The following is an 11913-nucleotide window of genomic DNA, read 5'->3' as shown; positions in this document are numbered from 1 at the left end:
TATTTTTCAACCAGGGTTGAATTCAACCGGGCGTTGCCTGACCTTAGAGTCAAGGGCGCAGCATTTCCCACGGCAAGAACGCCGGGAGCCGCCTTTGCGAGCCAGCTGAATAAGGATTGGAATCATGCAAATCCAGGTCAACAGCAGCAACCAGATCCAGGGCGATGTGCGCTTGGAAGAATGGGTCCGCACCACGTTGCAAGGCGGTCTCGAGCGGTACGAAGACGACCTCACCCGCATCGAAGTCCACCTGAGCGACGACAACGGCGCCAAGCCCGGTCCACACGACAAGCGCTGCCAGATGGAAGCTCGCCCCAAGGGCCATGCACCGATCTCGGTCAGCCATACCGCCAACTCGCTCGACCTGGCGGTCGATGGCGCCACCACCAAGCTCAACCATGCTCTGGAGCACTTCTACGGCAAACTGCGCAGCAAGCGGCCGACACTCGAATTGAACGAAGACCCTGACGAGTGATTGCACGCCTCGTCTGAAAACGCCCGGCATTCCAATGCCGGGCGTTTTTCGTTGGAGTGCTTGGGGTTCGGGCGGTGAACCTTCCCGGCTCGCTGCCAGTCATCTCTACAATGTCCACGTTGCAGAACATGACCATGTACAACCCCTTCGCACTGATCAACAAGGCCTTTGCCGGCGACTACCGCGTGAACCTGCGTGTCGCAGGTCTGGATGGCAGCATCATGCTCACTTTGTCCAAAGCAGACGGCATTGTGGCCAAACATCTGATCGCGCCGGCACAGCGCAACGATCCACGGCAGTTGCAACGACTGGTCGAACATATCCAGCTGGAACTGGCGACCAGTGCCGACGACACCGCCGCTGTGCTGGCAAGCCTTGCCGAACGCCTCCCACTGCCGCCCACGCACCTGCCCCGCCCGTCAGCCCGCTAGGTCGAGCAGCGCGCGTATAGCCCTTTCAAGCTCGGACAGGCGCAGCCGGGGTTCGCGGTGCGTATCCGCAAAACTATGCGGTTCCCGGAAGACTCCCACCAGACCAGGGTCGTAGGTCGGCTCCTGACCCAACCTTATCCAGTGCACCACCTCGTCGGCTATCGAGCGCGAGGCGACCACCTGCGGCTCGATGACGTTGTTGATCTCGTTGATGTACGTGCTTTCCAAGTCCAGCCCCAGCGGTTGCAGGTAGCCTTCCAGAAAGTCGATGACGTGTTCTCGTTCGCTCATGTGAGTCCCTCGATTCCATACCCGACGGCCAGCGGTCGGAAAAGCCGCTGGGAGGCCGAGTCGCGGTATTGGAAAGGACTTGGGTGCGGCTGCATCTTTAGATAATCAGCACCTCAGGCCGTCGAAGATGGCTAACGACCCTCACTGCCTGCTCTCGAAAACCTTTCCAGGAAAGCCCTTCGACGTGGTGGTTCGGCCTTAGCGCACCGAATCGGGCAGCGCATCCGCCGCTGTATCGATTGGCATCGAATGGCGCTCGAAACTCGAAGGCGCAGCGTTCAAGCGGTGGAAGTAGCTACGGGCCACCTCTGCGAACAGGCTGACCAAGGCGATATGCGACTTTTCTCGGCAGGCGAGCGAAATGTCCAGGCTGCCCAACGGTGGGAAGCCTTGCGCTTCGTCCAAGACCCGCAGGTTAGGGTCGGCACTGCTCGGCAGCACGGCCGAGACGTAACACCCCGTGGACAACGCTGCGATCACGCCGGCATGGCTCGTACCGTGGTAGCCGATTCGGTAGGGCTTGCCGGTACGATTGAGGGCATCGAGCACCAGCGCCCTGTCACCGCACCCCTGGGTGAAAAGCGCCAGCGGCACCGTTTCCCGCTCGAACACGCGGCTCTGCCTCGCGACGACCCAGACCAAGGGCTGTGAATACAGCAACTGCGCCGAAATGTCCGCAGGGCAGTCTTGGGTCAGCACGATGTCCAGCTCCCCGGCGCGGTAGCGCTTCCACAGCGCACCGCTGTAGTCGCACTGCACCTCGATTTCCATGGAAGGCAGCCGCTGGGCGCAGGTTTTTATGATGTGCGGAAGATGGCATGTCGCATAGGTATCCGAAGTGCCTATCTTGACCACGCGCGCCGTGCATACCTCGGTCAACTCGGTGATGGCGACATCGTTCCATGCCAGAATCTTCAGCGCATAGGCCAACAGGTGTTCGCCTTGGGCGGTAAGTTCGAGCGTACGCCCACCTCTGACGAACAGCGCCGCGCCGATCGAGCGCTCGAGCTTTTGGATTTGCTGGCTAATGGCAGACTGCACGCGACATAACCGATGCGAGGCTCTGGAAAAACTTTTGAGTTCGGCGACCGTCACGAAGGCGCGCAACTGGTTCATGTCCAAGTTCATCGCGGTCCCTTTTCATCACCATCGGTGATGGCCCTTATCATAACTATTAACGACGGTAGACCATTGCATTGCCTAGGATGAGGCGACTGCATAAGGAGCGAGCGATGGCCTCTAAAATCATAGGAACGATAAACCTTGAACATTACCAACTCGGTCATGACATCGAGCGCCTCAGGTCGATCAGGAAACAGCCCGAAGAATACGACGAGTTCGGCCAAGGGCACTGGAAAAACATATCCCTTTACAATGCAACCGGCGAAGCGGACGACACCCTCTACCGAAACGCACAGCGCTGCCTGCCTACCGAACACCTGCGCCAGTGCCCAGCCATCGCGAAGCTCATCCATGAGCAGTTCGAGCCCACGGCTCTCAGGATGGTCCGCGCCCGCAGCCTGGTGGACGGCATCGTCATTCCCCACCGTGACTTTGTGGAGTTGGATGCAGCGGTCACTTATTACCGCGTATTTCTAGCGCTCGAAGACAATGAACAAGCGTTCCATTCCGATGAACACGGCGTCTTTCAGATGCGCGCGGACGAAGTCTGGTTTCTGGATGCCGGTATCAGCCATGCGGCGGTAAACTTTGGCCTGAACAGCCGCATGTTCCTCTGCTTGGACTTCATATACGAAGCGCACTTCGAACCGGCCGACATTTTCAGAGATCGTCGATCCGCCCACTTCCAGCGTAGCGACATCTATATCGAGCGCTTGCCGCTCCAGCCCCTGCAAGAACGCGAAATCGTCGCGGCGACCGCCACATTGATCGAATGCTTCACCTTCAAGGACATCGTGTTCGCGTTATCCAAATATCACTTTCTCTATGATGTGCCTGTGGCCTCCTGTTACGACTGGATCATCAGTGCGGCCGAACAGGCGAACAATGCACCAGTACTGGAAAAAGCGAAGACACTGCGTCGGTACCTCATCGAACACAGAGCGATGGGTGAACGCTACGCCTTGAACGACTGGACCTTCCAGGTTGGAGTCGCTCAGTGAGTGCCTTGGAAAGATACGCTCCGCTGCTGTTTCTACTGATGTGGAGCAGCGGCGCCATTTTCGTGAAACTTGGCCTGGAGGACGCCTCGGTCTCGGTGTTTCTGACGGTGCGTGCCATAGGGGCTACGCTCGCGTTGGGGATCGTCTATGCGGTCATCGTCCAGCGAACGAATATGCGTACATTGCTGGTTCTGCCCAGGCCGTTGTTGTTGAGGGCCATGGTGATCGGCCTGCTGATCCAAGTGGGTTATCAGGCCGCCTATTTCCTGGCGCTCGATCACCAACTGACGCCCGGCGTATTGGCAATCATCCTGGGCCTACAGCCCATTCTGACACCTGCGCTGGCCCAAGAACGCCTGGAGCGAGCGAGCTGCTGCTACTTGGGTCTTGGTCTTGCAGGCCTGATTATCGCGATCCTCGGTGCACGCGAAGTGGGCGCTGTAACAGCGATCGGCGTTCTATTCGGGCTCGTTTCCGTACTTGCGATCAGCGCGGGCTCGGTCATGCAGAAACGCTCGGTGATCCACCCTGTCGCCTCGGCTTTCTACCAGACGCTCACCGCGTCCTGCATATTCGTACTTGCCCTACCCTTTACCCAAGTAGCGCTGAACGTCACCCCTCAATTCCTGGTAGCGGCCACATGGATGATTCTCATCGTGTCCACCTGCGCGGTGCTGCTGTTGTTCTACATGCTGAGCAGGAAGGTCGCGAGTCAGGTGGGGGTGCTCTTCTATTTGGTTCCGGTGGTGACCGTCGTGCTGGACTACATCGTCTTCGGCAATACGATTTCCTGGGTCACCCTTTTCGGTGCGCTAGTGATCGTCGTCGCAGTCAGGCGATTCAGCCAGGTGCATTGCCGAAAGTGAAACGTCCCCACGAGCCGCTCACTCGGTCTTCTCCTGCACCGAAGGAAACCGCGCCGACGCATACCTGACCACCAGGATCGAAACCGACAACAGCACCACGCCCCCGGTCAGATACAAGATGCCCGCATCGGGCGACTTGTGGTGGGAAACGTCGCTGATCAACAGACGAATCAATGCCGTGACGCCGATGTACAACAAGAACCGCAGTGGCATGTGGTTGGTGCGGAAGTAGATGCCGCTCATCGCCAGCAGTTCGAGGTAGATGAACAGCAGCAGGATGTCGTCGACGCTGACCTTGTCTTGCCCGAGCATGTCGATGAAGGTGTTGATGCCGGCATACACGGTAATCGCGCCGATGCCGAACAACGCCAGGTAATGGAACAGCTCGACGCCCAGGTTACCCAGGCTGTTGGCCCCGGCATGCAGCCGGACCCGCATTCTATCCGCCCATTTCATGTTTCCCCTCCCCTCGTGTGCGGCCAGGAACAGCCTGCGCCGCAGGCATGACGCCCAAGCCATGCAGTTAAAAGGCCAGCTCCGCATTGCGGAAGGCGACCGAATGCCGCAGGCATCTGCAATGCCGCAGGGCATCCGGGAGGCGCCGGAAGATCATCGCGTGGATACGTGGCGGTTGCATGAAGGCAATCGCCGCGTATACTGTATATCGATACAGTCAATCTGTAACCGAATCACCACCCCGTTCGAACGAAGATGTCGCCACCTACCGCAGCGGCTTTCGTTGCGACCCAGGCCGCGCCGCGCCGGCGCCCCTGACATCACTGACTGAGAGGCCTCGTATGGCTGTTGAGATTCTTTACCGCAGCACTCGCGATTTGGAGACGACGTTCTTGGACCGCAAACTTGCAGATGCCCATGACCAGATGCTGGAACTGGCCGAGGTGCTTACCCAGGTCCTGGTGAAAAACGTAGCCGGGCTGGACGAAAACCTGGCCGAAGAGGCCAGTATCTTCATGGCGAAGAACCGCGCCGTATTCGCCACGGCATTCAAGAGCAATGCCGGCGCGCTGGCCGAGCTAGAGGCCAAGGCCGAAGCCGGCGAGTGATGTGGGGCGATCGAAGGGCGGGATAGCAAATCCCGCCCTTCTCGTTTCCGCTGGTTAGGAAGGCGTCTGCTCGGCCGGGCTGCCAAGGGTGCGACGGTCCAGCCCGGCGGACACGGCCCAGATGGCCAACCCGCCCAGGGCCAGGCCACAACCTACCCATCCTGGCGATGTCCAGCCATAGCCGGCCGTGAGCGCCAGCCCGCCCAGGAATGGGCCAAGGGCGTTGGCGAAGTTGAAGGCCGAATGGTTGAGGGCGGCCGCCAGACCCTGGGCGTCGGCGGCAACGTCCATCAGGCGCGTTTGCAACACCGTGCCCAGCGCACCGCCCGAGCCGATCAACAGCACGCACAGCGAAATGGTCCATACGTTGCCCGCCGCGAAGGGGAACAGCGCCAGCATCACGGCGCTGAACACCAGCATGCCGCCGGCGGTGGCCATCAGGGCGCGATCGGCGAAAATCGGCACGATCAGGGTGCCGAGGGTCATGCCCACACCGAACACCGCCAACACCAGCGGCACGGTGCTGTGGGAAACATGGGTGACGGCGCCGAGGATGTCGGCCAGGTAGGTGTACACGGCGAACAGCCCGCCAAAGCCGATGGCGCCGATGCCCAGCGTCAACCACACCTGCGCGTTGCGCAGTGCGCTGAGCTCACGCAGCGGGCTGGCCGTGGGGTTGGCGGCATCGCGTGGCGCGTACAGGGTCAGGGCGAGCATGGTGCCGACACCCAGCAGCGCCACCAAGGCGAAGCTGTAGCGCCAGCCGAACAACTGGCCCAGCCAGTTGGCCAGCGGCACGCCGATGATCGTGGCGATGGTCAGGCCGAAGAACATGCGCCCTACTGCCCAGGTGCGGCGATTGGGCGGCACCAGCGAAGCGGCGACCAAAGACGCGATGCCGAAGTAGGCGCCGTGCGGCAGGCCGGCGATGAAGCGGAATACCAGCATCCAGTGGTAGTCCGGCGCCAGCGCCGACAGGCCGTTGCCCAGGGCGAACAGGCCCATCAGCCCGATCAGCAGGGTACGGCGCGCCAGGCGCGCGCCCAGCACGGCCAACAAGGGCGCGCCGACCACCACGCCGAGGGCATAGGCGCTGATCACATGGCCGGCGGTCGGCGCGTCGATGCCCAGGTCCGGCGCGAAAAAGGGCAACAGGCTCATGGTGGCGAATTCCGTGGTGCCGATGGCGAAGCCACCGACCGCCAACGCGAACAGCACCAGCGCCGTGCCCACATGGGGTGCGGTGTGTTGTGTCGTCATGGAAAACCTTATCGTTCGAATGGGGCGCCGCAAGGCAGGGCGCGGTGGAGCAGGCGCGGCTCGAAGGCGAGCCCGAACGCCGGGGCGCGGAGTCTAAAGGTGTGCGACGCGAGCGTCCAACCCAGAGCCTCTATGGCTCTGAGCCCAGGGCAGCGCTCAGGTTCCCGCGCATCCGTAGAGCAACCGCTCGGCGAGCGCCTGCGCCACCCGCGCTGGCGAGCGATTCTGCGCCTGGGCATGGCCGAACACTTCGGTGAGGCGTTCGGGGATGCGCGCCAGGTAGGCGGTGATGCGCTCGGGCGCTTCGCCACGGTGGGTCAAGGCCACGTGGATCAGGCCGCCGGCGTTGATGATGGTGTCGGGCGCATACAGGATGCCGCGGCTTTGCAGTTGGTCGGCCACCTCCAAAGTGGTCAGCGGGTTGTTGGCCGAGCCTGCCACCGCGGCGCAGCGCAACTGCATCACGCTCTGGGCATTGAGCACCGGCCCCACGCCACAGGGCACGAACAGGTCGCAGGGCGTGCTCAGCAGTGCGTCGTGGGCTACCGGCCAGGCGTCGAACCGCTCCACGGCGCGGCGCACGCGGTCGGGGTCGAGATCGCTGACCAGCAGTTCCGCCCCCGCCGCGTGCAAGCCCTCGGCCAGTGCGTGGCCTACGTGGCCCAGCCCCTGCACCGCCACGCGCAAGCCTTCGAGGCTGCCGCTGCCCAGACGGGCCTGGGCCGTGGCGCGCAGACCCGCGAGCACCCCGAGCGCGGCGACCGGCGCAGGGTCGCCGGCGGCGCGGGTGCTGCCGACATGGCGCGTGCTGCGGGCGATGCAGTCCATGTCGTCGATGGAGGTGCCGCTGTCCACCGCCACCACCAGGCGCCCGCCCAGGGTGTCGAGAAAGCGGCCGAAGGCCTGGAACAGCGCGGCGCGGTCGCCGTCCTGGGCGCCGCGCAGGATCACCGCCTTGCCCCCGCCCACCGGCAGCCCGGCCAGCGCGGCCTTGTAACTCATGGCCCGGGCCAATTGCAGGGCGTCGGCGATGGCGGTGTCGTCGTCGGCATAGGGCAGGTAACGGCAGCCGCCCATGGCAGGCCCCAACTGCTCGTTGTGGATCACCGCCACCGCGCGCAGGCCGGTCGCGGGGTCGCTCCACAGGTGCAGGGCCTGGGCGCGTGTGGCATGCATGAGCGCGAACATCGACGAGCTCCCATAAAAGGTGCAGATTCCCAGTATAGGCAGCGCCCCGCAGTGCGAATCGCCGTCGGACCACCGGCCGGCCGCGCGTACCGAGACGCACTGCCACGTCCGAAGACGACCGCTGTGTGGAGGCCTCGATGAACCCACGTCAACACTGCCTGCTGTGCCTGCAACGCACCCCTGCCGCACCTTTCGAAGCGGCGCTGTGGATAGCCGCCGAACACGATCCTGGCGTGTTGCCTGGTGACAGCCTCAACCGGTTGCAACACCTGCAACTGGATGTCGCCCACCATCTGCCGATACTACCGCCCAGAGAACTCGCCCAGCCCTTGCTGCGCACCCTGAGCACATTGGGTTTCCAGCAAGAGGAGTATCGGCCCATCCGGCCCCAGGCCGCCCTGCTCGACCAAGTGTTGCAACGACGTCGCGGCCAGCCCTTGGCCCTGGCGCTCCTGGCGCTGGAAATCGCCCAGCGCCTGGCCATTCCGCTGGAAGGGGTGAACTTCCCGGGCCACTTCCTGCTGCGCGTGCCGGGCGCCGATTACCTGCTCGACCCGTGCGGCGGTCGCCGTCTGTACCCCTCCGACTGCCGCGAACTGTTGCAGCGCCAGTACGGCGCCCGTGCATCCCTGAGCGCCGAACACCTGGCGGCCGCCACACCGGCACAGATGCTGCAACGCCTGTCGCGCAACCTCAGGCACCTGCATACCCAGCACGACGACTACCTGGCGGCGCTGGTGGACGCCGAACGGGTGATGCAGTTGGGTCCGGTGCTCAGCACCGACTACCTGGCACGGGCTGGGCTGTACCAAAGGCTTAACTGCCCGCAGGCCGAACGTTTCGACCTGGAGCACGCCTTGTTGCTCAGTGACGATCCGGTGCAACGCCTGCAACTGACCGAACGCCTCGAACAGCTACCTTTGGCGCCCCGCTCGCTTCACTGAGCCGGCGCATCGGCCTGACGGGCCGGATGCGCCAGCTGAAACGCCGGGTGCTGCGCCGCCAGCGCGGCGACGCGGCCAATGCGCGGGTAGGCGGCCAGATCGACCTGAAACCGCTGCGCGGCATACAGCTGCGGCACCAAATAGAGGTCGGCCAGGCCCGGCTCGTCGCCGAAACAATAGCCCTCGTCCCCGATCAGTCGTTCCACCGCAGCCAGGCCCTCGCCGATCCAGTGCGCCGTCCACGCCGCCACCTGCACCTCGTCCTGACCCATGCCGCGCAACCGGTTGAGCACGCTCACGTTGTGCAGCGGGTGCACGTCGCAGGCGATCAGCGCCGCGACCGCACGCGCCTTCGCCCGTGCCTGGGCATCGCCGTGTAGCAGCGCCGGCACGGGATAGGCCTCCTCCAGGTACTCGATGATCGCCGGCGACTGCGACAGCAGCTCGCCGTGGTCGGTGCGCAGCATCGGCACCCGCGCCTGCGGATTGAGCGCCCGATAGGCCGCTTGCAGTTGCTCGCCGCCCAGCAGGTTGACGGCGATCGCTCGATGATCGAGGCCTTTGAGCGCCAGCGCGATGCGCACCCGGTAGGACGAGGTGGAACGGTAATAGGTGAACAGCTCCATCGCCGCAGCCTCGTTCAGTTGGCGGGCACGACGCGGCCACGGCACTCGCCGAAGCCGATGCTGGCGACGCCCTCGCGCACGCAACGCCCGCGCAGGATGATTTCGTCACCGTCTTCGAGGAAAGTGCGCTGCTCGCCATTGCCCAGACGCACCGGCTGTTTGCCGCCTTCGGTGATCTCCAGCAGGCTGCCATAGGCGCCCTGCCCGGCCCCGGACAGCGTGCCCGAACCGAACAGGTCGCCCGGTTGCAATTGGCAGCCGTTGACGCTGTGGTGCGCCACCAGTTGGGCCACGGTCCAGTACATGCTCAGGCTGTTGCTCAGCGCCAAACGCTCGGGCGCCTGGCCTTGCTCGCGCATGCGCTGGGTGAGCAGCAGCACTTCGAGTTCGATGTCGAACGCGCCCTGGGCCTGGTCGTCGGCGTCGAACAGATAGGCCAGCGGTTGCGGATCGCCTTCGGGGCGCGGCGGCTGCGCGCAGCGGAACGGCGCCAGCGCCTCGGCGGTGACCACCCAGGGCGACAGGCTGGTGATGAAACTCTTCGACAGGAACGGCCCCAGTGGCTGGTACTCCCAGGCCTGGATATCGCGCGCCGACCAGTCGTTGAGCAGGCACAGACCGGCGACGTGCTCGCCCGCACGGGCGATGTCGATGGCCTCGCCCATGGCGTTGCCCTGGCCGATCCACACCCCCAGTTCCAGTTCGTAGTCGAGCCGCGCGCACGGGCCGAAGCGCGGTGAGCTTTCCCCTGCCGGCAGCGTCTGGCCCTTGGGACGGCGCACCTCGACGCCGCCCGGGCGCAAGGTCGATGCGCGACCGTGGTAGCCGATCGGCACGTACTTGTAGTTGGGCAGCAGCGGATTGTCGGGGCGGAACAGTTTGCCGACGTTGGTGGCGTGCTGGATGCCCACGTAGAAATCGGTGTAGTCGCCGACCCGCGCCGGCAGGTGCATCTCGCACTCCTGCGCCGGGTACAGCAACGGGCGCAGGGTCGCCTGGTGCTCGCTGTGTTCGCCGAGCAGCGCCGTCAAGCGTTCGCGCAGGGCCACGCGTGGGCCGCTGCCGAGGGCGAACAAATCATTGAGCCAGTCGCTCGATGCGGCCTCGGCCGCGATCCTGGCCTGACCGTCGAACAACCCGGCATCGAGCACCGCCGGCAAGTCGAGGATCGCCTCGCCGATGGCGACCCCGGCGCGGCGCGCTTCGCCCGGCCGACTGAAGATGCCCAGGGGCAGGTTCTGCAACGGGAAGTCGCGGTGCCCGTTGGCGTGTTCGACCCAACTGCGGGCGATGGCGGACGGGTGGGTGGACGAGGTCATGGTTTGGCTCCCTGCGGATCGAAAGTCGTCGCCAGGCTGGCCCAGCAGCGGTCGTAGTCGGTTTGCAATTGCGGGCTGCGCATCGCCTGGCGGCTGGGGCGCAGCACCTGGCTGGTCTCGAACATGAAGGCCATGGTGCCGTCGATCTTGTGCGGGGCCAGTTCGGCGGCGATGGCCTTTTCGCAGGTCTCGGCGTCGGGGCCATGGGCGCTCATGCACGGGTGCAGCGACACGCCGCCGGGCAGGAAACCCTCGGCCTTGGCGTCGTAGGCGCCGGCGATCAGGCCCATGAACTCGTTCATCAGGTTGCGGTGGAACCACGGCGGGCGGAAGGTGTTCTCCGCCACCATCCAGCGCGGCGGGAAGATCACGAAGTCCATGTTGGCCATGCCCGGTACGCTGCTGGGCGAGGTCAACACGGTGAAGATCGATGGGTCGGGATGGTCGTAGCTCACCGTACCGAGGGTGTTGAAGGTCCGCAGGTCGTACTTGTACGGCACGTTGTTGCCGTGCCAGGCCACGACGTCGAGCGGCGAATGGTTCAGCTCGCAGCCCCAGAACTGGCCGAGAAATTTCTGCACCAGTTGCACGGGGCCGGTGGTGTCTTCGTAGTGGGCGACCGGGGCGAGGAAGTCCCGCGGATTGGCCAGGCCGTTGCTGCCGATCGGCCCCAGGTCGGGGATGCGCAGCGCAGCGCCGTGGTTTTCCGCCAGATAGCCACGGGCTTCGCCATCGAGCAGTTCCACGCGAAACTTCATGCCGCGCGGGATCACGGCAATTTCCAGCGGCGCCAGTTCCAGCACGCCCAGTTCGGTAAGGATGCGCAGGCGACCCCTTTCCGGCACCACCAGCAGTTCGCCGTCGGCGTCGTAGAACGCCCGCTGCATCGACTGGTTGGCCGCGTAGAGGTAGACGCTGACGCCGCTGGGCGCTTCGGCGGCGGCGGTCGCCGCCATGGGCGACCAGCCGTCGATGAAGTCGGTCGGCTCGGTCGGTAGGGGCTGCGGGTTCCAGCGCAGGCGGTTGGGCGTGATCTGCCCTTCGGCCTCGGCCAACGGTTGCCGCGCCAGGCGCTCGAAGCGCGGGTGCAGGGCGCTCGGGCGCAGGCGGTACAGCCAACTGCGGCGCTGCTCGTGGCGCGGCATGGTGAAGGCGGTGCCGGACAACTGCTCGGCATACAGCCCATAGGGCGCCCGCTGCGGGGAATTGCACCCCTGCGGCAGGCTGCCCGGCAGGGCTTCGCTGGCGAATTCGTTGGCAAAACCGCTGAGGTACTGCACATCGGCGGACGGGGTGCGCTGCATGGGGCCTCCGGATCGGGCGGGC

The 11913-nt window shown here is 64.4% G+C and carries 14 protein-coding genes; 6 read left to right on the top strand and 8 right to left on the bottom strand.

From position 1 onward, the window contains the following. Window positions 1-124: 124 nt before the first annotated feature. Both B4M43_RS04315 and B4M43_RS04310 read left to right on the top strand, forming a co-directional pair. Entirely contained in the window at window positions 125-475 is a 351-nt protein-coding gene (locus B4M43_RS04315; protein ID WP_296264536.1) for an HPF/RaiA family ribosome-associated protein, read from the top strand. Window positions 476-585: 110 nt separating this feature from the next. Continuing rightward, complete coding sequence (locus B4M43_RS04310; protein ID WP_296264534.1) at window positions 586-906, top strand: DUF3509 domain-containing protein; 321 nt, start codon at window positions 586-588, stop codon at window positions 904-906. On the opposite strand, the gene B4M43_RS04305 is transcribed toward B4M43_RS04310, so the two are convergent. Together B4M43_RS04305 and B4M43_RS04300 are read right to left on the bottom strand one after the other, a co-directional pair. Then, the gene (locus B4M43_RS04305) at window positions 895-1197 is read right to left on the bottom strand and encodes a hypothetical protein (protein WP_296264532.1); all 303 of its coding nucleotides are present in this window, start codon (window positions 1195-1197) and stop codon (window positions 895-897) included. The genes B4M43_RS04310 and B4M43_RS04305 overlap by 12 nt on opposite strands. A 198-nt stretch (window positions 1198-1395) precedes the next feature. Continuing rightward, window positions 1396-2313 (bottom strand): LysR substrate-binding domain-containing protein, encoded by a 918-nt coding sequence (locus B4M43_RS04300; RefSeq protein ID WP_296264531.1) that lies wholly within the window; start codon window positions 2311-2313, stop codon window positions 1396-1398. Window positions 2314-2429: 116 nt separating this feature from the next. Here B4M43_RS04300 and B4M43_RS04295 point away from each other — a divergent pair, with 116 nt between their 5' ends. Together B4M43_RS04295 and B4M43_RS04290 are read left to right on the top strand one after the other, a co-directional pair. Further along, on the top strand, window positions 2430-3320 hold the full coding sequence (locus tag B4M43_RS04295; RefSeq protein WP_296264529.1) for an aspartyl/asparaginyl beta-hydroxylase domain-containing protein: 891 nt from the start codon (window positions 2430-2432) through the stop codon (window positions 3318-3320). After that, window positions 3317-4186 (top strand): DMT family transporter, encoded by an 870-nt coding sequence (locus tag B4M43_RS04290; RefSeq protein WP_296264528.1) that lies wholly within the window; start codon window positions 3317-3319, stop codon window positions 4184-4186. Before B4M43_RS04295 ends, B4M43_RS04290 begins: the two co-directional genes overlap by 4 nt. 18 nt (window positions 4187-4204) lie before the next feature. Here B4M43_RS04290 and B4M43_RS04285 read toward each other — a convergent pair whose 3' ends face one another. Continuing rightward, window positions 4205-4642, bottom strand: a complete 438-nt coding sequence (locus tag B4M43_RS04285; RefSeq protein ID WP_296264526.1) for a phosphate-starvation-inducible protein PsiE — start codon at window positions 4640-4642, stop codon at window positions 4205-4207. 341 nt (window positions 4643-4983) lie between these two features. On the opposite strand from B4M43_RS04285, the gene B4M43_RS04280 reads away from it, so the two are divergent. Beyond that, window positions 4984-5250: a YebG family protein gene (locus B4M43_RS04280; RefSeq protein WP_296265316.1), complete on the top strand. Its 267-nt coding sequence runs from the start codon at window positions 4984-4986 to the stop codon at window positions 5248-5250. Window positions 5251-5304: 54 nt separating this feature from the next. Here B4M43_RS04280 and B4M43_RS04275 read toward each other — a convergent pair whose 3' ends face one another. Both B4M43_RS04275 and B4M43_RS04270 read right to left on the bottom strand, forming a co-directional pair. Next, window positions 5305-6510: an MFS transporter gene (locus B4M43_RS04275; RefSeq protein ID WP_296264524.1), complete on the bottom strand. Its 1206-nt coding sequence runs from the start codon at window positions 6508-6510 to the stop codon at window positions 5305-5307. 156 nt (window positions 6511-6666) lie between these two features. Beyond that, window positions 6667-7698, bottom strand: coding sequence for a Glu/Leu/Phe/Val dehydrogenase family protein (locus tag B4M43_RS04270; protein ID WP_296264522.1), 1032 nt, complete (start codon window positions 7696-7698; stop codon window positions 6667-6669). A gap of 137 nt (window positions 7699-7835) precedes the next feature. Here B4M43_RS04270 and B4M43_RS04265 point away from each other — a divergent pair, with 137 nt between their 5' ends. After that, window positions 7836-8642 (top strand): SirB1 family protein, encoded by an 807-nt coding sequence (locus B4M43_RS04265; RefSeq protein ID WP_296264520.1) that lies wholly within the window; start codon window positions 7836-7838, stop codon window positions 8640-8642. Here B4M43_RS04265 and maiA read toward each other — a convergent pair. The 3 genes from maiA to hmgA are packed head-to-tail and all read right to left on the bottom strand — an operon-like array spanning window position 8636 to window position 11891. Then, the gene (maiA, locus tag B4M43_RS04260; protein ID WP_296264518.1) at window positions 8636-9268 is read right to left on the bottom strand and encodes a maleylacetoacetate isomerase; all 633 of its coding nucleotides are present in this window, start codon (window positions 9266-9268) and stop codon (window positions 8636-8638) included. The genes B4M43_RS04265 and maiA overlap by 7 nt on opposite strands. Before the next feature lie 14 nt (window positions 9269-9282). Further along, the gene (gene fahA, locus B4M43_RS04255) at window positions 9283-10587 is read right to left on the bottom strand and encodes a fumarylacetoacetase (protein ID WP_296264516.1); all 1305 of its coding nucleotides are present in this window, start codon (window positions 10585-10587) and stop codon (window positions 9283-9285) included. Continuing rightward, entirely contained in the window at window positions 10584-11891 is a 1308-nt protein-coding gene (hmgA, locus tag B4M43_RS04250) for a homogentisate 1,2-dioxygenase (RefSeq protein WP_296264514.1), read from the bottom strand. The genes fahA and hmgA overlap by 4 nt, the downstream gene beginning before the upstream one ends. Window positions 11892-11913 lie beyond the last annotated feature (22 nt).

It is taken from the genome of Pseudomonas sp. UBA6562 (genome assembly GCF_002434265.1).
Lineage (GTDB): Bacteria > Pseudomonadota > Gammaproteobacteria > Pseudomonadales > Pseudomonadaceae > Aquipseudomonas.
The sequence above is the reverse complement of the archived record's forward strand: the minus strand, read 5'-3'. Positions and strand labels throughout refer to the sequence as shown.